At 34.6% G+C, this 22575-nt stretch carries 23 protein-coding genes; 3 read left to right on the top strand and 20 right to left on the bottom strand.

Annotated features, from left to right (window positions below):
* The first annotated feature begins 11 nt into the window (after positions 1–11).
* Both AC3IF2_RS12970 and AC3IF2_RS12975 read left to right on the top strand, forming a co-directional pair.
* Positions 12–1775, top strand: coding sequence for a BatD family protein (locus AC3IF2_RS12970; protein ID WP_489167934.1), 1764 nt, complete (start codon positions 12–14; stop codon positions 1773–1775).
* 19 nt (positions 1776–1794) lie between these two features.
* Positions 1795–2547, top strand: coding sequence for a tetratricopeptide repeat protein (locus tag AC3IF2_RS12975; RefSeq protein WP_489167936.1), 753 nt, complete (start codon positions 1795–1797; stop codon positions 2545–2547).
* 5 nt (positions 2548–2552) lie between these two features.
* On the opposite strand, the gene AC3IF2_RS12980 is transcribed toward AC3IF2_RS12975, so the two are convergent.
* Genes AC3IF2_RS12980 through gpmI form a run of 6 tightly spaced genes read right to left on the bottom strand, consistent with a single transcriptional unit; the run spans position 2553 to position 6951 of the window.
* A complete protein-coding gene (locus AC3IF2_RS12980) occupies positions 2553–3320 on the bottom strand; it encodes a class I SAM-dependent methyltransferase (RefSeq protein WP_489167938.1) in 768 nt (255 codons plus the stop codon).
* 6 nt (positions 3321–3326) lie between these two features.
* Positions 3327–3644, bottom strand: coding sequence for a cupin domain-containing protein (locus AC3IF2_RS12985; protein WP_489167940.1), 318 nt, complete (start codon positions 3642–3644; stop codon positions 3327–3329).
* A gap of 1 nt (position 3645) precedes the next feature.
* On the bottom strand, positions 3646–4464 hold the full coding sequence (gene map / locus AC3IF2_RS12990) for a type I methionyl aminopeptidase (RefSeq protein ID WP_489167941.1): 819 nt from the start codon (positions 4462–4464) through the stop codon (positions 3646–3648).
* A 9-nt stretch (positions 4465–4473) separates the two neighbouring features.
* Positions 4474–4896, bottom strand: a complete 423-nt coding sequence (locus AC3IF2_RS12995; protein ID WP_489168014.1) for a BT0820 family HAD-type phosphatase — start codon at positions 4894–4896, stop codon at positions 4474–4476.
* Positions 4897–4921: 25 nt separating this feature from the next.
* Positions 4922–5443: a thioredoxin family protein gene (locus AC3IF2_RS13000; protein ID WP_489167942.1), complete on the bottom strand. Its 522-nt coding sequence runs from the start codon at positions 5441–5443 to the stop codon at positions 4922–4924.
* Positions 5440–6951 (bottom strand): 2,3-bisphosphoglycerate-independent phosphoglycerate mutase, encoded by a 1512-nt coding sequence (gene gpmI, locus AC3IF2_RS13005; RefSeq protein ID WP_489167944.1) that lies wholly within the window; start codon positions 6949–6951, stop codon positions 5440–5442. The genes AC3IF2_RS13000 and gpmI overlap by 4 nt, the downstream gene beginning before the upstream one ends.
* Before the next feature lie 215 nt (positions 6952–7166).
* Between gpmI and AC3IF2_RS13010 the strand changes: the two genes are divergently transcribed.
* Positions 7167–7592 carry an ankyrin repeat domain-containing protein gene (locus tag AC3IF2_RS13010; protein WP_489167946.1) on the top strand — a complete coding sequence of 142 codons (426 nt, stop codon included), beginning with the start codon at positions 7167–7169 and terminating at the stop codon, positions 7590–7592.
* Between the two features lie 66 nt (positions 7593–7658).
* On the opposite strand, the gene AC3IF2_RS13015 is transcribed toward AC3IF2_RS13010, so the two are convergent.
* The 14 genes from AC3IF2_RS13015 to paaD form a co-directional block, all read right to left on the bottom strand.
* On the bottom strand, positions 7659–8432 hold the full coding sequence (locus tag AC3IF2_RS13015; RefSeq protein WP_489167948.1) for a M48 family metalloprotease: 774 nt from the start codon (positions 8430–8432) through the stop codon (positions 7659–7661).
* A 72-nt stretch (positions 8433–8504) separates the two neighbouring features.
* Positions 8505–9608, bottom strand: a complete 1104-nt coding sequence (locus tag AC3IF2_RS13020; RefSeq protein WP_489167950.1) for a bestrophin family protein — start codon at positions 9606–9608, stop codon at positions 8505–8507.
* A gap of 45 nt (positions 9609–9653) precedes the next feature.
* Positions 9654–11717, bottom strand: a complete 2064-nt coding sequence (locus AC3IF2_RS13025; protein ID WP_489167952.1) for an alpha-ketoacid dehydrogenase subunit alpha/beta — start codon at positions 11715–11717, stop codon at positions 9654–9656.
* Positions 11718–11785: 68 nt separating this feature from the next.
* Positions 11786–13078 carry a dihydrolipoamide acetyltransferase family protein gene (locus AC3IF2_RS13030; RefSeq protein ID WP_489167954.1) on the bottom strand — a complete coding sequence of 431 codons (1293 nt, stop codon included), beginning with the start codon at positions 13076–13078 and terminating at the stop codon, positions 11786–11788.
* A 2-nt stretch (positions 13079–13080) separates the two neighbouring features.
* Positions 13081–13677, bottom strand: coding sequence for an acyltransferase (locus tag AC3IF2_RS13035; protein WP_489167955.1), 597 nt, complete (start codon positions 13675–13677; stop codon positions 13081–13083).
* Positions 13678–14430, bottom strand: a complete 753-nt coding sequence (locus AC3IF2_RS13040; protein ID WP_489167957.1) for an enoyl-CoA hydratase/isomerase family protein — start codon at positions 14428–14430, stop codon at positions 13678–13680. It lies immediately after the preceding gene.
* 89 nt (positions 14431–14519) lie between these two features.
* Positions 14520–17018 carry a phenylacetic acid degradation bifunctional protein PaaZ gene (gene paaZ, locus AC3IF2_RS13045; protein ID WP_489167959.1) on the bottom strand — a complete coding sequence of 833 codons (2499 nt, stop codon included), beginning with the start codon at positions 17016–17018 and terminating at the stop codon, positions 14520–14522.
* 9 nt (positions 17019–17027) lie between these two features.
* A complete protein-coding gene (locus AC3IF2_RS13050) occupies positions 17028–17627 on the bottom strand; it encodes a short chain dehydrogenase (RefSeq protein WP_489167961.1) in 600 nt (199 codons plus the stop codon).
* A 46-nt stretch (positions 17628–17673) separates the two neighbouring features.
* Entirely contained in the window at positions 17674–18888 is a 1215-nt protein-coding gene (pcaF, locus tag AC3IF2_RS13055) for a 3-oxoadipyl-CoA thiolase (protein WP_489167963.1), read from the bottom strand.
* 16 nt (positions 18889–18904) lie between these two features.
* The gene (locus tag AC3IF2_RS13060) at positions 18905–19666 is read right to left on the bottom strand and encodes a DUF6090 family protein (protein WP_489167964.1); all 762 of its coding nucleotides are present in this window, start codon (positions 19664–19666) and stop codon (positions 18905–18907) included.
* Positions 19667–20074, bottom strand: coding sequence for a PaaI family thioesterase (locus tag AC3IF2_RS13065; RefSeq protein ID WP_489167966.1), 408 nt, complete (start codon positions 20072–20074; stop codon positions 19667–19669). It lies immediately after the preceding gene.
* Positions 20074–21228, bottom strand: coding sequence for a 3-hydroxyacyl-CoA dehydrogenase NAD-binding domain-containing protein (locus AC3IF2_RS13070; RefSeq protein ID WP_489167967.1), 1155 nt, complete (start codon positions 21226–21228; stop codon positions 20074–20076). The genes AC3IF2_RS13065 and AC3IF2_RS13070 overlap by 1 nt, the downstream gene beginning before the upstream one ends.
* A 2-nt stretch (positions 21229–21230) precedes the next feature.
* Entirely contained in the window at positions 21231–22016 is a 786-nt protein-coding gene (locus tag AC3IF2_RS13075; RefSeq protein WP_489167969.1) for an enoyl-CoA hydratase-related protein, read from the bottom strand.
* Positions 22017–22034: 18 nt separating this feature from the next.
* Positions 22035–22535, bottom strand: a complete 501-nt coding sequence (gene paaD / locus AC3IF2_RS13080) for a 1,2-phenylacetyl-CoA epoxidase subunit PaaD (RefSeq protein ID WP_489167970.1) — start codon at positions 22533–22535, stop codon at positions 22035–22037.
* Positions 22536–22575: the final 40 nt, after the last annotated feature.

Below are 22575 nucleotides of genomic sequence, written 5' to 3' on the forward strand. Positions count from 1 at the left end.
AAGAATAGATAATGAAGAATGTTTATGCAGTAATACTACTATTATTTTTTACTCCACTTATTTTTGCGCAAGACGTGGAATTTAATGCAAAGGTGAGCAAAAATAGACTTGGTCTAAACGAACGCTTGCGTATTACGTTTTCTATTAATAAGCAAGGTGTAGATGATTTTAAACCGCCAAATTTTAAAAATTTTAAAGTAATTGCAGGCCCAATGACATCTACCAATTTTTCGTATGTAAATGGCAAACAATCCTTTGAACAATCTTATAGCTATACTTTAGAACCAAAAAAACAAGGAACATATACTATACAATCGGCTACTGCTAAATATAACGGTAAAACATTAGGAACAAATCCTGTAAAAGTTACAGTAACTAAAGCTGTCGAAATTCCTAAAGATCCTAATGATCCACGTTACGTAGCGTCGCAAAATATTCACCTAGTTGCTGAAGTTTCTAATTCCAACCCATTCGTTGGCGAAAGTATTTCTTTGGTTTATAAATTGTATGTAGATGTAAACAGTGTCTCCGTGCGTAATACACGAGAAATCGAGTCACCAACATTTAATGGTTTTTGGAATCAGAATATAGAAGTTAATGGGTTAGGAGCTAAAGATGGTAGATATCAAGGGAAACAAGTTCGTTATGTTATAGTTAAGAAAACAGTATTAATTCCTCAAAAATCTGGAAAATTGACCATTGATCCTATGGAGATGGAAATTGCTGCTGGAGTACCGATTGGTCGTAGAGATCTTTTTGGTAACATGATCACTAAAAACACAAATTATACTGTTTCTACGGGGAAAAGAACGATTAATGTTAAATCACTTCCTTTAGACGGAAAACCTATAGATTTTTCTGGCGCAGTTGGTGATTTCGACTTTATGGTTACAACTAGCAAGGATCTTTTAAGAGCTAATGAATCTGCTCAAATTAAGGTACAAGTTTCAGGCAAAGGAAACCTTAAACTCATTGATTTACCCAGTATTGAAACGCCAAACGGATTGGAACGTTATGAGCCTGAGCATAAAGAAAGTATTAGAACTAACCTTAACGGATTGAGCGGTAAAGTTTATGACCAATATACTGTTGTGCCACAATTTAGAGGTAAATATAAAATTCCGCCAGTTTCATTCTCTTATTTTAGTATAAAAGACAAAATTTATAAGACCATTACATCAGATGCGATTGTCTTAGATGTTCCACAGGGTAAAACTCCAACAGCTGAAGAAAATACGACTTCTGTTAAAAGAGATGTTGTTAGTTCTGGTAATGATATAAGGTACATTAGTAACAACGCTACTTTTGAGTCTACCAAGAAGAAAGATGATTTTTTTGGATCTAACCTCTTTTATGCGTTATTGATTTTACCACTGTTTTCGATTCCTTTAGGAATTTTTATAGGAAAGAAAAAACGAGAACGCGATAGCGATATAGTAGGAAATAAGCGAAGGAAAGCTGATCGCTTGGCTCGAAAATATTTGTTTGAAGCAAAAAAGCAATTAGGTAATAAAGAAGAATTTTATGTGGCTTTAGAAAAAGCACTGCATAATTACTTAAAGGCAAAATTACAGGTTGAAACAACAGATATTAGTCAGGATAAGATTTCAGAAATACTAAGAGATAGATCCGTCGATCAATCTACAATCATAGAATTTTTAAAAGTTTTAGATAATTGCGATTACGCACGTTACACACCAACAACAAATGTAATGATGCAAGAAGACTATAATAAAGCAAAAGGAGTAATCACTAAAATTGATAAACAGTTATAAAGAGTATCGTTAGTTTAATATGAAGAACATCTTAATCATAACATTTCTGATTTTTTCTAGCTTTCTAAATGGACAAGAAGTAGATAGTTTGTTTACCCAAGCTAACAAATTATATCAGCAAGAAAAATATAGTGAAGCCTTAACAGTTTATAAGCAAATTGAAGAGAAAGAATTACAATCAGATGATTTGTATTATAATATGGCAAATGCATATTATAAGATGAATCAAGTTGCTCCAGCTATTTATTACTACGAAAAAGTCTTGAAATTAAACCCTATAAACTCCGATGCTAAATATAATCTTGGTTTTGCTAAAAGAATGGCAATAGATAATATTGAAGCTTTACCTAAAACCATTGGGCAGCGATTTTCTGAGGGAATTATTCAAAAGTTAACTTATAATACTTGGGCTTGGATCGCTGTTGTTTTATCTATTTTATTTGCTGTTTTATTTTTATTATATCATTTTTCTTACAGTTCAAATTATAAACGCTTTTACTTTGTTTCAAGTATTGTGAGTGCAGTATTGGTTTTAATATTTGTTGTCTTTGCTTATAGTAATTATGATTATGTACAGCGAGACAAGTCAGCTATTATTTTTGTTCAACAAACTGAAGTGAGGAGCGCACCTGCGAATTCTAGTGAAGTAAGTTTTGAATTACACGAAGGTACCAAAGTACAATTGCTAGAAGATTTAGACGATTGGAGAAAAATTAAAATTGCCGATGGTAAAGTTGGTTGGATTCACTCAGATGATTTGAAAGAACTATAACGAACTTACTTGAGGCAAACTGGTAAAATCTCATTTTTCATCAAACGATACTTGTCAATTTCTTTTTCAGATAATTCTTTAGAATAATTTACCTCATTTACTTTAAACCCAACTGATCGTAATCGATCAAAGTAATCATCGCCATATACACGTACATGATCATATTGCCCAAAATGTTTTGCGCGTTCTTCAGGAGATGTAATACTAAAATCTTCGTAAGTAGTTTCTCTTGAATAATCTTGCGGAATTTGAAATATACCAAAACCACCCTTTTTTAATACTCTATAAAGCTCTTGCATAGCTTTAGTATCATCTTCAATATGTTCTAAAACATGATTACAAAAGATAATATCAAACTCATTATCCTTAAAAGGAAGGTGACATATATCTGCTTTTACATCAACAATAGGCGAATAGAGATCTGCTGTAATTAGATCAATATGATTTAACTTTTTAAAACGATCTAAAAAACATTGCTCTGGAGCCATGTGTAATACTTTCTTTGAGTTAGAAGTATCAAAAAAATCTGTTTCATTTTTAAGATAAAGCCAAAGTAAACGATGCCTTTCTAAAGAAAGTGTACTAGGTGATAATACATTTGGTCGTTGAGTAGCATATCCGTAGGGTAAAAATTTTCGAAAACTTTTACCATCTATAGGATCTGTATAGTTTGATCCTTTTAAGTAAAATGCTAATAATGGACGTACCCAGTAACTAATTTTAATTAAAAAAGGGCGCGGAATAGTATTGAGTATGTATTTAAATAGTTTCAAAGAATACTATTTATAATCTTCACGAACAGGACAAAAAGTATCAGCTATTTTGCAATCGGTTAAAGCTTTAGCACTATGCTTCGCATTGCTCGGAATGATTGCGATCATACCAGGTTTTAAAATGGTTGTTTCGCCTTCAATGGTCATTTCTAGTTCACCTTCCATCACTTGACTAGTCTGTTCGTGTATATGAGAATGTTCTGGTAATACAGCACCTTCATCAAGTGAGACAAAGCCTAAAGTAAAGTTTTCAGCATGTACAAAGCGAGCTCTAATTCCTTTAATTATTTCTTTAGACGATATTGTGGTTATATCTTTAAACATTTTATAGCGCTAATTCTGTTTGACGAAATTCTTTCTCTTCATCACTTTTAATACCTAAAGCTTCATAGATATAAGCAAATGTAGAAAGAAGTTCAGGCTTTCCATTAACAATGGCCACATCGTGTTCAAAATGCGCTGATGGTTTCCCGTCAAGGGTTAATATCGTCCAACCATCTTTGAGTTGTTTGATTTTATGAGTACCTTGATTGATCATAGGCTCTATAGCAACGACCATTCCTTCTTTAAATTTTTTACCTTGTCCTCGCCTGCCATAATTAGGCATTTCTGGATCTTCGTGCATTTTTCTACCTAATCCGTGACCAACTAATTCACGAACTACACCATAACCGTGAGCTTCACAATAATTTTGAATTGCAAAGCCTACATCACCAACGCGATTACCAGCTTTATATTCACGAATGCCAACATATAAACTTTCTTTGGTAATTCTAAGTAATTTTTTAGTTTCTTCATCCACTTCGCCTACTTCAAAAGTATAAGCATGATCACCATAGAAATTATTCTTAATTGTACCACAATCTATTGAGATTATGTCACCATTTTCTAGTGGCTTATTATTTGGAATACCGTGAACTACCTGTGCATTTGGGCTCATACAAAGTGTATTCGGAAAATCATATAATCCTAAAAAACCTGGTACAGCATCATGATCTCGAATGAATTCTTCAGCTAATTTATCTAACCGTAAAGTAGTAACGCCAGGTTGAACTTCTTTAGCGAGCATACCCAATGTTTTAGAAACTATTAGAGCACTTTCGCGCATTAATTCTATTTCTTCTCTAGTCTTTGTTTTGATCATATTAGCTAATTAAAAACGCCAAAAACCCTTCTTTTTTTTGTTAGCACTAGCTGGAGCTGGGCTCCCTTTAATTTTCTGATAAATTTCTCCCCAACTTAGCATGCCACCTATGTTTCGATCATCTATAAAGATATCTGCATTGATTTTTCTACTAACCTTTCCTTCAAAATTTTCTTCAGGATAATTCTTATTTACTGCATAAAATTCAATGCCATTTTTTTTACAAAAATCTACAGCCTCTTGTAATTTAGAACCATTTCTGTAAGTCCAAAGTATAAGACGGTGACCGTCTTTTTTTAATTCTTTTAATGTTTCAAATGCAAATATTTTCGGATCACCAATTTCTGGGTAAGCATCTTCTACAATAGTTCCGTCAAAATCTACCGCAATAATCAAATGATCTTTTGGCAACATATTCCTTCCTTTTTTAATTTTTGCAAATTTAGTATTTTAAAGTTTATTCTACGGCGTATGAATGACTGTATGATTTTCCACTAAAAATCTTAAGTAAATCTTTCTCTAAACTTTTTTTAGGTTTTTCGACATAACGAGCAATTTCTTTACCGCCTTTATAGAAGATTAGAGTAGGTGTTCTTTTAATATTAAAACCTTCTTGTAGATTATTTGGGGTTTTCTTTACTCTGTTTAATGCTACTATTTCTAAATTATTTTCGTCAAAATTAATTGCTTCTAATATTTTATAAAGTTGAGGAATTTCTCTATGACTATCGTGACACCAAACAGACATAAAAGCTTTTATCTTAATACCTTCTTTATGTTTTTCTAATTTTTCTATTATTTTTTTATCTAGGTTGTAGGTATTATAACTTTCATTAAACCATTTAACATGAGGTTCAGCTATAAAATCCTTTTTGGTTTTAACACCTATATGATTAGCTCTATTTTGAGTTATCGTTTCTTTTTCTTGAGCTGAAATTGCTAAAGGCAATAAGAATATTATTAATAATAGTTTTTTCATAATAAAGAATCTTCATTCATTATTTTTGGTTTTTCAACACCTATCAATTCTAGAATAGTAGGAGCAATGTTTGCCAAAATACCACTTTTTACTGATTTTATATTTTTATCTATCAAGATTATAGGCACTGGATTGGTCGTATGTGCTGTGTTTGGTGAACCGTCCCCATTAATCATTACATCACTATTGCCATGATCAGCAATGATTATGCCAGTGTAATCATTTTTTAGAGAGGAGTTTATAATTTTTTCTATGCAAGAATCAACAGTCTCAGCAGCAATAACTGCGGCATCAAAATCACCTGTATGACCAACCATATCTGTATTTGCAAAGTTGAGACAAATAAAATCAGCTTCTTGTTTTTCTAATTCAGGTAAAATAGACTCAGTAATATCATTTGCACTCATCTCTGGTTGCATATCGTAAGTTGCAACTTTTGGAGAAGGACAGAGTAAACGTTTTTCACCATCGAACTCTTTTTCTCGACCCCCTGAAAAGAAAAATGTTACATGCGGATATTTCTCTGTTTCAGCAATTCTAATTTGTTTTTTACCGTGCCTGGATAGTACTTCACCTAATGTGTCACTTAGATCTTCTTTAGGAAAGATAACCTTTATATTTTTAAAACTATCATCATAATTAGTCATGGTTACATAATGCAACTTGAGTTTATGCATATTTTGCTCATGAAAATTTTCTTGAGATAATGCTTCGGTTAATTGACGTCCTCTATCTGTTCTAAAGTTGAAGAAAATAACAACATCGTCTTTTTTTATGGTTGTATAATTACCATTATCATCTAAGACTAGAATAGGTTTAATAAATTCGTCGGTAACACCATCACCATAGCTTTCTTGAATTGCTTTTACAGGGTCTAAGGACTCTTTACCAATTCCATTTACCAATAAATCATAAGCTAGTTTTACGCGTTCCCAACGCTTGTCTCTATCCATGGCATAATAACGACCAATAACAGTAGCTAATTTACTTTTATGCTTGGGCAGAAAACTTTGCAAATCTTTGATAAACTCTTTGCCAGATTTTGGATCTACATCTCTTCCATCTGTAAACGCGTGAACACAACTTTGTAAACCAGCTGAATTCGCAGCTTCTATTAAACCTTTTAAATGATTTATATGTGAATGTACACCCCCGTCAGAAACCAGCCCTAAAAAGTGAACATTTTTATTATTCTTTTTAGCGTAATTAAAAGCATCTAGCAAGACTTTTTCTTTTGCTAGGCTACCATTTTTTGTAGCAAGATTAATTTTTGCAAGCTCTTGATAAACAATTCGACCAGCTCCAAGATTCATGTGCCCAACTTCGCTATTACCCATTTGCCCTTCAGGAAGTCCAACATGTAAACCATCTGTTCTTAAAATAGCGTTAGGATATTTTTTATACAAAGAATCAATAAAAGGAGTATTAGCTTTGTCTATAGCTGAAACTTCAGGGTTTTCTGCAATACCCCATCCGTCAAGAATAATTAGAATAACTTTTTTTTGCATTAAATAGAACTTCAAAATAGTTTCGGATGTAAAAGTACTAAAGTTAAAAATTGTTCTTAGTTCGTAGACTAATTTATCTTCAATAAATATTCTTCTTTAACATAATTAACAATTTGTTTTGTTAAGGTTAAAGTTGGGTTAAACAGTGTTAAATCACGTAACATAAGTAGTATTATTCTCGTCTTTTACTATATAAACTTAAACACCTAATTATTATGAAAAAACTAATTTTATCATCAGCGTTAGCCTTAGGGTTAGTAACCGCTGTAAACGCAGCTCCATTAACTACTACTAATGATTTTGTATCAATAGAAGAGGTAACAACTTCTTATAATACAGAAGTAAGTACTTTTTGTAAATTGATTACTAAGGGAGATTTTGAAGCTGTAAAAAGCATGGTTGTGGCTGGAACGGACATTAATAGAAAATCTAAAGGCATGACTCCTTTAATGTATGCAGCTCGCTACAATAGAACAGAAATTGTTGAATTATTGATTGCTAATGGTGCAGACCTTAAAATAAGATCTGACAAAGGTTACACAGCTTTAAAATATGCAAAGATTTCTAAGGCACATGACACCTATAAATTAATTTCTGAAGCATTAGATGCTAAGAAGAAAAAGAGAAAGAAAAGAAAGTAATATTTAGTGTTGTTTTGAACAAAGTGGAGATTTAAAAATAATCTTCACTTTGTTCATCATAGCACATTATTTACGATACTTACGAATAGCTTCTCTAATTTTCTCAATTCGATTTTCAGGATCGGGATGTGTACTTTGAAACTCAGGTACTCGATTTGGACCTGCAGCTGCTTTTAAGATTTGCATTACGCCGACCATTTCTTCAGGCTGATAGCCAGCATCTATCATAAATTTTACACCAAGGTCATCACTTTCTAGCTCGTCACCTCGGCCATACTTCATATTAACTACATTAGCAATCATTGCTGCCATTTGCCCAGTTTCACCGCCGCCGCCGACCATAACGCCTGATAAGATTCCCTGAGTTAACCCCTGTTTTGCCATTCTAGCTGCTGAATGACGACCAACTACATGGCCAATTTCATGACCAAGAACTCCGGCTAACTGATCTTCATTTTCTAATTTAGAAAAAAGAGCATAAGTTATAAATATCTGTCCACCAGGTAATGCAAAAGCATTAATAGCTTTCGGGTCACGTAGCAAATGGAAATCATAGCGATAAGGTGTCTGCCTAGCAATACTATTATTTACCAATTTTTGTCCAATTTTATCTACTAAATCTTGTGCTGCTTGATCTGGATATAATCCACCATGTTGCTGTGCCATTTGAGGAGCACTTTTTAACCCTAAAGCAATCTCTTGTTCCTCAGTAATGTTAATACTCTGTTTTGCTCCAGTATAAGGGTTTGTCGTTCTATTAGAATAATATTTAAAAAGGGAAAATAAGACAATACCAGCCCCAATGAGTAATCTAATCTTAAAACCGCCGCTTCTTCTCATGATTTCAATTTTTTGTAATTAATGAATGCTAAAGATAAGAATATTTTGATTTCTAAAACTGAAGATAGAATCCTACATAACAATATCATTCTTCCATTCGTAAGGTTTAGGTATATCAGTATCGTTTATAAGTTGGCGGATATCAATTTCAATACCTCTACTCATATCTGTTATTGGAATATCGTTAGGACCACCTTCAAAAGGATTCTCAGTATTTTCTCCAATAGCCTCCATAGTATGGAATACCCATCCAATCAATGCACTAAAAGGGATAGAAAACCAAACAAAGTGCCTTCCGATAAATAACTCTATTTTCTGAGAAATTTCAAAATAAGCTGGATTTTCAGTTAAATATTCTACTATTTCTAAACCTATAGCTTGAAATTCACTCATAATGGCATAAGGGACTAAGAGAACAAAAACCCACATAAAAATATAATTAAGTGTAGCGAATTGCCTCGGGTAAGGGAAATTTTTAATACGTTCACTTTTGCCTTGCAACGTGTAAAATTCAGTAAGCATACTATTCATTTCCATATGGCGAAAATCTTCAATGTAACCTTGTTGTTTTAGTTCACGTAAACGACGAGATTGAATACCTAATATTTGAGAGGCCTGATTGCCTTTAGCAAACAGTTCTTTATATTCTTTTTCAGAAATATAGTCTTTGATGACGTTTTCAATTGGAATTTCATCTTCACAAACGAGAAATTGTGATTCTCTAAATTCTTTATTGGATTTACTATTTTTTAAATGTGACTCCCAAGGTTTATCCTTTCTCAATTGATAACGTAAAGCTGTTAACCAGGCTACATGTCGGTGAACTAATTCTTTATGAATATTTTGTAATTCTAAATCTGATATTTTTTTCTCAGCATGATCATTTGTTATAAAATCTTTCACCATAATTGTCCAAGAACGAGACGCGTTAACAATACCTCCCCAGATTTTTCTAGCCTCCCATAAACGATCGTACGATGCATTATTTTTAAAAGAAACAATAAAAGCTACGGCTGTACCAAGTACACCAAGAGGTAACCAAGGAATATGGAGCCATTTCCAACGAAAAATTTCGAATAAAAAAACTGGAATTGTAGCTAATAAAAGGAATAACCAAATGTATCGTCGGGTCCATCTTATGACTCCTCTAATAGGAAATATTCGTTTTGTATACATATGTTGATTTTAAATCGAAATATACAAAAAACTAAAATCAAAAAATTAGTAATTCAGTAGCTCATCTAATTTTGTCCTTACCTTTTCGGTTGAAGGAATCATCGTTTCCTCTAGCGTTGAATTTAAAGGAATAGCGGGCATATTTTCACTACCAATGGTCATAACGGGTGCATCTAAATATTTGAAGCATTCCTCTTGAATTTTTCCCGCTAAGGCCATAGCAAAACTATTATTAGAAGGTTCTTCAGTAACGACTAAACATTTTCCTGTTTTTTTGACGGACTTGATTATGGTATCTTCGTCTAATGGAAATAGCGTACGTAAATCGATAATTTCTATTTGATCTCGCATGTCTCTGGTTGCATTATACGCCCAGTGCACTCCCATGCCATAAGTCACAATAGTTGCAGTTTCTATAGCTTCTTGTTGCCAAATTTCTTGCAATAACCATGCTTTGCCAAAAGGGAGTATATAATCTTCACTTGGTTCTAAAGAAGTAGCACCACTAGTGCCCTTAACTTTACTCCAATACAAACCTTTGTGTTCGAGAATTACTACTGGATTCGGATCATAATATGCCGCTTTCATTAAACCTTTTAAATCAGCTCCATTACTTGGGTAAGCTATTTTAATTCCGCGAATATTAGTTACTACACTTTCTACCGATGAAGAATGATAAGGTCCACCACTACCATAAGCACCAATAGGCACACGTAAGATCATCGAAACTGGCCATTTACCGTTTGAAAGATAGCAACTACGACTTACCTCGGTAAATAACTGATTCAAACCTGGCCAGATATAATCAGCAAATTGCACTTCTACAATAGGTTTTAATCCTACTGCGCTCATACCCACAGTAGAGCCTACAATAAATGCTTCTTGAATAGGTGTATTAAACACACGGTCGTCACCAAACTTTTGTGCTAAAGTTGCTGCTTCTCTGAAAACTCCACCTAACCTACCACCTACATCTTGTCCGTATAGTAGACATTCTTTGTGTTTCGCCATTAATTCTTCAATAGCAAATAACGCACAATCTACCATTACTATTTTTTCTCCTCCTTCAGGTGATCGTACACCAACTTCTTCTGTAATTGGAGTAGTAGCGAAGTCATGTGTAAATAAGTCCTCAGGTTTCGGATCTTCTGCTTTTAAGGCTTTTTTGTAGTCCGAAGCTACTTTCGCTTTAGCGGAAGCTACTATTTTTTCTAATTCTTTGGCTGAAAATCCATTCTCAATAAGTAACGCTTTTAATTTAGGATAAGGATCACGAGATCGGGCTTCATCAAGATCATCGCGATACCATTCCATGCGAACACCCGAAGTATGATGATTCAGTAATGGTACCTTAGCGTGAACTAAGAAAGGACGACGCTCTCTTCGTATTGTTTCAATAACTGATTGTAAAGTATTGTAACTTTCTTCAAAATCAGTTCCGTCTATAGAAATTGCTTCTAATCCATGAAAACCTGCTGCATATTCAGTGGCATTTTGAGCTCGGGTTTCTTCTTCGTTTGCAGAAATATCCCAACCATTATCTTGAACCAGATATAGAATAGGCATTTGCTTTAATGCTGCCATTTGAAATGCTTCTGCAATTTCGCCTTCAGTTACTGATGCATCTCCTAAAGAACAAACCGTAATTGGTAAATCATCTGATATTGAAGCACCTTCTAAAACAGAATTTTTTAAGCCTTGTTTTTCTAAATATTGCATGCCCATAGCAACACCAGTTGCGGGAATGGCTTGCATGCCAGTTGCAGAAGATTGATGCGGTATTTTTGGCTTATCAGCGTCCTTAAGACTCGGATGCGAATAATAAGTACGCCCTCCAGAAAACGGATCATCTCGTTTTGCCAAAATCTGCAACATCAAATCATAAGGCTGCATCCCAATCGATAATAAAATGGAATCGTCACGATAGTAAGGAAAAACATAATCTTGAGGGAGTAATTGCATTCCTAAGGCTATCTGAATAACTTCGTGCCCCCTAGAAGTTGCATGCACATACTTTGAGACTACTTTAAAATTCTCTTCGTACAATTCAGTCATTGCCTTTGCTGTACAAAGATGTGAAAAGGCTTGTTTTAGTATTTTTTTATTCATAGTTGTCATTCCTGCGGAAGCAGGAATCTATTTTCTGGATTCCGCATCAAGTGCGGAATGACAGTTAATTAAATTTTTCTATCAATAGCAAACTGCTCTAAATAATCTGCAACACGACGCACAAAACTTCCACCTAAGAAACCATCTACTACGCGATGATCGAATGACAAAGACAAATACATCATACTTCTAATAGCTATCTCATCACCTTTTTTGGTTTCAATAACTTCAGGTCTCTTCTTTATAATTCCTAAGGCAAGAATAGCTACTTCTGGTTGATTGATAATTGGTGTTCCCATAACACTTCCAAAAGTTCCTACATTAGAAATGGTGAATGTACTGGCCTGAATATCATCTGCTTTCAATTTATTTTCTCTTGCCTTTAAAGATAGTTTATTAACGTCTTTAGCTAGTTTTAATAAATCCTTTTGGTCAGCATTTCGCACTACTGGAACAATCAAATTTCCACTTGGTAAAGCAGTAGCCATACCAATATTGATGTCTTCTTTTATGATGATATTCTTACCATCTACTGAAGCGTTAATATTAGGAAAATCTTTAACTGCTTTTGCAACAGCTTCTACAAATAGTGGTGTAAATGTTAGTCGTTCACCATACTTTTCTTGAAATGCTTTTTTATTAGCATTACGCCATGCTACCAAATTAGTTAAATCAGCTTCTACATAAGCAGTAACATGTGGCGATGTGTGTTTAGAATAGACCATATGATCTGCAATCATTTGGCGCATTCTGTCCATTTCTACAATCTTACCTTTTCCTTTATCGAAAGTTAATTGAGGAATGCGATAAGCAGTAGGATCTTGAACAACTGGTAGTGCAAACTTATACGGCCTACCATCATCTATATATTGAAAAACATCACTTTTGCGTAACCGACCTTCATTTCCTGTTGCTGGAATTCGAGCTAATTCTTCAAAACTTATATGGTGCTCTTTAGCGATTTTTATAATTAATGGAGAAAAGAACGTGTTAGAATTTGAAACACTAAATTTCTCTGAAGATACAACTGAAATAGGCTTTGACTTTTTAGTTTTAACGGAAGGTTTTTCTACCTTCTTTTCAAACTTTTTAAGTTCTTTTTTAGTTGTTGAAGCTTCACCATTAGCTTTAATGATCGCAATAGTTTCACCTATTTTTATAACTTCATTAGCTTTAAATAAAATTTCTTCAACAACACCAGATACATTTGAAGGCACTTCAGAATCTACTTTGTCAGTAGCTACCTCCAAAAACATTTCGTCTTCTTCAATAGTATCGCCAACATTTTTAAACCATGTTATGATGGCAGCTTCGGTGATACTTTCACCCAATTTTGGCATTTTAAATTCAACTTTCGACATTTCTATTTTTTCATAAAATCTCTTATGGTGTTGTAAACACCTTTTTGTAACTTCATACTTTTCGGTACTTCTCTCAAAGGCTCAACTTCTCTTAAAGTCCCATTACATTCTTTTGGTAATTGCTGATATAATTGTGTGCCTTTTGTTTTCCATGCAATCATTTCGTCTGTTACTTCTTTCACAATTTTCGCCGGATTACCAACAACTAAACTTCGTTTTGGTATTGTGGTTTCTGCTTTTACAAAAGCCATTGCTCCAATAATACATTCATCACCAATTTCGGCATCATCCATAATAACAGTGTTCATTCCTATTAGGCAATTTCGACCCAAATTAGCTCCATGGATAATAGCACCATGACCAATATGTGCACTTTTTTTTAGTGTGATGGATTTTCCTGGAAACATATGAATTGTACAATTTTCTTGCACATTCACTCCATCCTCTAATATGATCTGTCCCCAATCACCTCGAATAGCAGCTCCAGGACCTATGTAACAATCTTTACCAATTATAACATTACCAGTTACCGCAGCTAATGGATGTACAAAACTGCTTTCGTGAACTACTGGTATATATCCTTGGAACTCGTAGATCATTTATTTAAACCGCTTCAAAGTTTCTTTAGTAAAATCACTCAACACCAAACGACCACTTATAGCGGCACGTTCTGCTAATAAAGTATCCCAATCTTCTGTGCCTTTCCAGAACATTTGTTTCATCTCTTTCATGGCTTCTGTATTGTAATTGCAAAGATTCTCTGCAAAAGTCTTTACAGCCTCATCTAATTCTTCAGTACTTTCATAAACATGTGTAAATAGACCTTTTTGTTTTGCCCATTCGGCCGGATAAAAACTATTCGCGTCTATTGCTATTTGCGACATTCCGCTTAGTCCTAATTTACGTTGTACTGCTGGACCAACTACAAAAGGACCAATGCCAACATTTAATTCACTGAGCTTAATCGCAGCAAATTTAGTAGCCATACAATAATCGGTTGCTGAAGCTAAACCTACACCACCACCAACGGTTTTTCCTTGAGCACGACCAACTATGAATTTAGGACATTTACGCATCGCATTAATTACATTGGCAAAACCTGAAAAGAATACTTTTCCGGTGGTTTCATCATTAATATTGATCAACTCCTTGAAACTCGCGCCTGCACAGAAAGTTCTTTCTCCGCCACTTTTTAAAACAATTACTTTAATATCGTTATTGCTTCCAGCATCAGTAATCGTTCGTGCTAATTCTGCTAATATATCTCCAGGTAAGGAGTTGTGTGCAGGATGAAAAAACTCAATGTATCCTACTTCGTTTTCTATTTCTAATTTTACATAAGGGTCACTCATATATTTTCTTTTGTCATTCCTGCGAAGGCAGGAATCTATTTTTACATTTTACTTTTCTAATGATTCCGCATCAAGTGCGGAATGACAAACTAAATCAATCCAAATTGTTCGAAATGATGGTTGTAATGCTTTCTATGGAACAAATTCCACTCATATTTATTAAGGTCGCCAAAAACAATGTTTTTTAATGTTGCCTCAGGATTCTTTTTGAAATAAACTTCAAAATCATCGTATGCTTCTAATAATTTTTGTTTAGCAGTTTCTAAACTGTCATACTTTAGCTCTTGCAGCTCCTTTTCTAAAACTTCGGGTGCTGCATGATTTCTAGGCATTGGATTATAATTGTACAGGGTATTATGAACTTTCTCCATAATTTTTTCTGGCGTAGAAAACTCAAAACCCTGTATCTCGCCCGAAGATATTCTTGTAGAATATTCTAAATGTTCGACCATATGTTGTGGTGTCATACTTCCCCAAAGAGGTTTAGTTTCTACCGTCAAATTATTTAAATAAGTTTTAATAGTTTGCCTATTAATATCAACAAAAGTCTCTTGCTTTTTCTGAACCATAGTTAATACAGTTGCTAGTGCTACCAATTCATCTTCAGCATCAAAAATTTCTGCAAACCATTTTACAATACCGCTTGGATGTTCTGCAGAAGCGACATCACGATCTATCTTTTGTTTACATGTCAATCGAACATAAATGGTATCATTATGATACAATGGTCGTAAGAAACGACATTCTTCTAAACCGTAATTTGCAGATACCGGTCCTTTATTCGGATACACAAATAATCCTGCTGCTGCTGATATAATAAAATATCCATGTGCAGTTCGTTTTTCAAAAATACTTCCATCTAAAGATGTGATATCTGTATGTGCATAGAAGTGATCCCAAGTCACATTAGCGAAACTGATAATATCCGCATCTGTAATGGTACGCTTATGCGTTTTCATTGACATTCCTGGCTCAATATCTTCCCAATGATATTTAAATGGATGCTGTTCTGCCTCTTTATAGTTGGCATTAGGCTGATAAATGCCTGTGATTTCTGTTAAGGTAGTTGGTGTGCCTTGAATTGCGGTTCGTTGTAAATAGTGCTTGATTCCACGCATACCTCCCATTTCTTCTCCGCCGCCAGCACGTCCCGGACCGCCATGTACCAAACTAGGCAAAGGCGAACCATGACCTGTACTTTCTTTGGCCATCTCACGATTTATCACCAAAATACGCCCATGATGACTAGCTGCATTCACTACATAATCTTTAGCAATTTTATCATCAAATGTTGCAATAGAAGACACTAAAGATCCTTTTCCCATTTGCGCTAATTGTACAGCTTCATCAAGGCTTTTATAAGGCATGATGGTACTTACTGGTCCGAAAGCTTCACGTTCATGAACAGCTGTACTTTTAAAAGGATTGTCAGCTCTCAATAAAATCGGGCTTATAAATGCACCTTTTGTAGCATCAGCGCCAATGGTATCTATTTTATCTAAATTACCGTAAACAATTTGAGCTTCTTTAGCAATATCTTGAACGGATTTTTTAACTTCATCAACTTGCTGTTTACTAATTAGTGAACCCATTCGCACTTCTTTCAATCGAGGATCACCAATGGTTACTTTATCCAAGGCTTTTCCTAAAGCGATTTGCACATCTTCGACTAAGCTTTCAGGAACAATAATTCTTCTAATGGCTGTACACTTCTGACCACATTTTACTGTCATTTCCTTGCGGACTTCTTTGATAAACAAGTCAAATTCTGGTGTTCCAGGTACTGCGTCTTCTCCTAAAATAGAAGCATTTAACGAATCAGCTTCCATGGTAAAAGGCACAGCTTCTTGTATAATTCTCGGATGTGCCTTTAATAAGCGACCTGTAGCAGCTGATCCTGTAAAGGTTACTACATCTTGAGATTCAACAGTATCCAAAATAGTTTTTACAGTACCGTTAATGATTTGCAAAGCCCCTTCTGGTATAATACCAGAATTAATAATCTCTTTTGCAACAACTTCTGCTAAATAAGATGATGATGGTGCTGGCAAAACAACTGCCGGAACGCCCGCCATCCAGTTAACTGCACATTTTTCTAACATTCCCCAAACGGGGAAATTAAAAGCGTTAATATGCACAGCAACACCTTTTTTAGGTACCATAATATGATGCGCCATGAAGCGACCGCCTCTTGATAAATCAATTGCGTCACCCTCAACATGAAAAGGTTGATTTGGGAATAGTTTTCTTAATGAAGCATTGGCAAAAAGATTACCAAAACCACCTTCAATATCGATCCAACTATCAATTTTGGTGGCTCCAGTTCTATAACTTAGCTCATAAAAGGCATCTTTTCTTTTTGTAAGGTATAATGCCAATTTTTTAAGCATATTACCACGCTCTTGATAGGTCATTTTTCGAAGTATTTCACCGCCCTTTGTCCTTCCATATTGAAGTATTTCTGGAATATCTAACCCTTCAATTGCTACACTAGTAAAAGGCTCGCCAGTAACAGCATCAAATACTGGAATGCCTTCTTCTTTACCTTCTGTCCAATTGCCTTGAACGTAATGTTGTATTTTTTTCATAATGTCTTTTTATGCCATTATTCGTAATATTCTTCCATTAATTTTTCCTTCTACACTTTTAACATACGCATCAACAATTTTACGCATAGGCACTGGTGTATTTCCAGGAAAATAATCTTTATATTTTTCGAAAGAGTCCTCAACCAAGTCAGAACACACTACGTTGACTCTTATTTTGTCTAACTCCAAAACAACCGCTTTTACAAAACTATGAATAGCACCATTAACCATTGCGGCACTTGTTGTCATATCTACAGGATCATCGGCTAATATTCCCGTCGATAAGGTTATTGAACCTCCCGGACTCAAATAGTTTCTACCAATTCTAACAGTATTGACTTGCCCCATTAATTTACTCTTAATACCTATATAGAAATCATCTTCAGAGAGATTTTTAAACTTATCCCACTTAGCATCACCGGCAATTGCAATTATAGCGTCCACTTTTCCAACCGTTTCAAACATGGATTTAATAGAGTTTGAATCAGAAAAGTCAACTTGTATATCGCCAGAATTTCTTCCAGCTATAAGCACTTCATGTTTTGCTGAAAGGCGTTCTGTAACTTTTTTACCTATGGTTCCGTTTCCTCCTATGATTAGTATCTTCATCTTTTAATTATTTATGGATTCCTGCCTACGCAGGAATGACGAATCGTTATAAATTTATATTTTCTATAATAGCCGCGTAACCTTGTCCAACTCCTACACACATTGTTATGAGAGCATACTTTTTGTTTTGTTCTTGTAATTCTAAAGCCGCTGAATAGGCTATTCTTGCTCCAGTAACACCTAACGGATGACCAATAGCAATTGATCCTCCATTTGGATTTAACCTTGAGTCGTGATCCGCTAATCCCCAAGCTCTTGTGCATGCTAAAGCTTGCGCTGCAAATGCTTCGTTAAGCTCAATAACATCCATATCGTCCATGGTCAGTCCGGCTTTAGCTAAAGCCTTGTTAGAGGCTTCAACCGGGCCAATACCCATAATTCTTGGCTCTACACCTACTACTGCAGAACTTACAATTCTTGCTAATGGATTTAGATTGTATTTTTTTACTGCATCTTCTGAAGCAACAATCGTTGCCGCAGCGCCATCATTGAGCCCTGATGAATTCCCTGCAGTGACGCTACCACCTTCTTTTTTAAAGGCAGCTCTTAATTTTGCTAACACTTCAATTGAAGTATTTGGCTTTACAAATTCATCTTTTGAAAAGATAATGGAATCTTTCTTGCGTTGAGGTATTTCAACAGTTACAATTTCTTTTGCTAAGCGTCCATTCTCTTGTGCTTTTGTTGCTTTCATTTGGCTCCAATGGGCAAATTTATCCTGATCTTCACGAGAAATATTGTATTTCTCTACCAAATTTTCTGCTGTATTCCCCATGCCGTCCGTGCCATATAATTCGTGCATTTTCGGGTTGATAAACCGCCACCCAAAACTCGAATCGTACATTTTAGAATCGTTACCAAAAGCACTTGATGGTTTTGCAATTACATATGGTCCGCGCGTCATATTCTCAACACCACCAGAAATAAAAAGATCACCATCACCAGCTTTAATCGCACGATTGGCATGTATAATTGCTGACAGTCCTGAACTACATAAACGATTCACTGTTTCACCTGGAACTGTAAAAGGTAAACCAGCCAGTAACGATGACATTCTAGCAACATTACGATTATCTTCACCAGCTTGATTGGCACAACCCATAAAGACATCATCATATGCCTCTTTAGGAATGTTAGAATTTCGCTCTACCAATTCCTTAATAACAATTGCTCCTAAGTCATCTGTACGAATAGCTGATAATGTGCCTTTATAATTTCCTATAGGTGTTCTAATTCCGTCTATTATATATGCTTCTTTCATATTAAAAATTGATTAATCAATTATTAATCATATTATCTATTTCTTTACTAATTTTAAGCCCAATGCTTCTCGCCTTAATGTATTTTTCGATAATGCTGCCATCTTGATGAGCCGCTTGACTTACAACATTTCTAAAAGCAACTGTATTATGTAGCTCTTCGAAAAACCTATTTATTTCTTCTTGACTTGTTTTTGTGTCTGCCAAAACCTGCCTATCTACAAATAAATTAGCTATCATTAAACTTCTATCTATATCGTAGGCCATTTTAGCTTCTAAAGTCTTTAAAAACTCATTATAACTTTTTTCATTCTCCTGTATCTGGTGAATTTTTCCGTAATAATTTATAAGAACTTTGTTTAATTTTGTACCGTTTAATTTTCCTAAATAAGGAGAACTCTTTAAAGCATCATATCCACTTGTATTTGGTTTAAAATAGAAATCGACGTATGCTGTTAACGCATAATTTGTGTCATAAAAATTATACTCCTTATTTAAGAAATTCAGTTGTTCTTTTTTACAATATTTTACTACTAATTCTCTTCTTTTCACCAAAGAATCTAGTACCACAATATCACTTTCTACATTCTCTTTTAAACTCAATAAATATTGATTTAACTCTGCTTTTCCTTTCTTTTCTTCGTTCCAGTTATTAATCTGTAAAGCAATGAGAATACCAATAACCACAAGGATAATTTCACCTATGGCATACTTGAGGTACTTACCTGTTTTGCCTTCAGAGAGCAATGATTTTCTAATATTTCGAAAGAACTTTAGCATTTATTCTTCCCAATCTTTTTGTGTTCTATAGACAACGCCTTTGAACAAGGCCACTAACTTATCGCCTCGTTTTACTTCAATAATATTAAACCCTAACTTGTTATTTACTTTTTCAATGATACTTTCAGCCACTAAATAATCGCCTTCCTCTAATGCTTCAATATGGTTGATACTAGTTTCTATAGAAACTGCATATTTACCATGTGTATTGGCTGCAAAACCGAATGCCGTATCTGCTAATGAATAGCTAATTCCACCATGAGCTTTGTTCATGCTATTTAACATCTCCTTTCTTATCGTCATAGCCACTTTACAGCGACCTATTTCGCATTCTAAAATCTCAATACCTAACCATTGGCTGAAAGCATCTTGACTTAACATCTTATATGGAATTTTAGTGCCTTCCATTAAAAGAACGTTTTATTTTCTCTATTCATTTTACGCAATAGTGGACTGCAACGATACCTGTCTTCATGGTACTCATCATATAATACATCTAATGTATTTACACACCAATCAATTCCTTTTTCGTCAGCCCAAGCCAATAAACCTTTTGGGTAATTAACCCCTTTAGTCATGGCGCTATCAATATCTTCTGCCGAAGCAATATTTAAGAACAATGCATCAGCAGCTTCATTGATTAACATTACCAACACACGATCAAAAATATATTGTGCTAATTCTTTGTCTTCTTTAGGATTTGGTTTCTCAGCATCTTCGGCATAATTATAATATCCTTTACCAGATTTTCGACCTAAGTAACCTGCTTCAGATAATCTTTTTTGGGTAAAGGATGGTTTATATCTTGGATCAAAATAGAATGCTGAAAATACAGTTTCGGTTACTGTGTAATTCACATCATTCCCTATAAAATCCATTAACTCAAAAGGACCCATTCTAAAACCTCCTAAGATTTTTAAACTCCAGTCAATCGTTGCAAAATCAGCTAAGCCTTCTTCATAAATTCGTAAGGACTCACCATAAAATGGTCGTGCCACACGATTCACAATAAATCCGGGAGTGTCTTTAGCTACAGCTACTACTTTTTTCCAATCATAAATGGTTGCCACAGATTTATCTAAAACTTCTTGAGAAGTTTGAATCGCAGGAATTACCTCTACCAATTTCATTAAAGGTGCTGGGTTGAAAAAGTGAATCCCAATACATCGCTCAGGTTTCTGTAATGATGAAGCAATGGATGCAATTGATAACGATGAGGTATTAGATGCAATAATGCAATCGACAGATACATAGCTTTCTAATTCTGAAAATACCTTTTGTTTAATCTCAAGATTTTCGATAATTGCTTCAATAGTCAAGTTGGAATCTGCTAGATCTTTTAATTTATCTACATAAGAAATATTGGACTGGATTCTGGTTTTTTCATCAGCATCAATTCTGCCCTTTTCAATAAGACGATTTAGTATTTTTTCAAGGCTAGTTTTAGCTTTGTCTAGAGCTACTTGGTTAGTATCATATAATTTTACCTGACATCCAGCGGTTGCTGCGACTTGTGCAATACCGCTTCCCATAGTTCCAGAACCAATAATTCCTACATTCATAATTATCTGCCTTTGAATTCTGGTTTGCGTTTTTGAATAAAAGCGGCTACTCCTTCAGCATAGTCTTCACTTTGTGCTGCTTCTATTTGATATTTTGATTCCATATCTAATTGTGCATCTAAAGTATTAGTCATTGATGCATTAAATAATTGTTTAATCATCCCCAAAGCTTTCGTGGGCATATTGGCCAATTTTATTGCTAATTCTTGAACTTCTTTTTCAAAATTTTCTAAAGAAGTAACTCTGTAGATCATCCCTATTCGTTCTGCTTCTTCAGCTGACACTTTATCACCTAACATCGCCAATGCTTGCGCTTTTTGAAATCCGATTAAACGTGGTAAAAAGAAGGTGCCAGCACTATCTGGAATCAGCCCTATTAAACTAAATGCCTGAATAAAACTCACTTTTTCATGAGCAATTACAATATCGCAAGCTAAGGCGATATTCGCTCCAGCCCCAGCTGCAACACCGTTTATGGCTCCAATAATTGGCTTTTTAATTGAACGGATTCTTTTGATGATTGGATTGTAATGCTCTTCTAAGATTTTTTTGAAACCAGGATTCAATTCTGGAGAAGTTACTTCTTTTAAATCCTGACCTGCGCAGAATGCTTTTCCATTTCCAGTAAGAACAATCGCTCGAACGTCATCATTTGTTTCACAATCATCAAAAACAGCTTGTAATCGTAAAGCCATTTCGCGATTGAAACTATTAAATACTTCTGGGCGGTTAAGCGTTATGTACGCTATTTTACTTTCAATTTTTAAATCAATTGAATTATTACTCATACCTATGTTTCATTTTGCCTATTTAAGGCATTTAAAATAATCAAATGGCTCTTGACAATCTTCGCACTGAAATTGCGCTTTACAAGCTGTTGACCCAAACTGACTTACCAATCGTGTATTTTGCGAACCGCAATTAGTGCATGTTACCAATCGCTTTCCTTCCAACAGCACACTTTTATCTGCTTCAGCATCTAAAGGTGCTGCAATACCATAATCCTCTAAAGCTTTTCTACCTTTCGGAGTTATCCAATCGGTTGTCCAAGCTGGAGCAAGAATTAATTCGACTTGCGAACTATAACCTACATCTTGTAATGCTTTTTTAATATCATCTCCTATAACATCCATAGCTGGGCAACCACTATACGTAGGTGTAATTTCTACTTTTACAATATCATTTTCAACAATAGCAGAACGTACAACTCCCATGTCCATAATTGATAATACAGGAATTTCTGGATCTGAAACCTGCTCTAAAATTGGAATCAATTTTTTATCGATATGTTGTTCTACTTTAATCATTATTTGAGATGCTTCGACAAGCTCAGCATGACATTTCGTT

The organism is Maritimimonas rapanae (assembly GCF_057837205.1).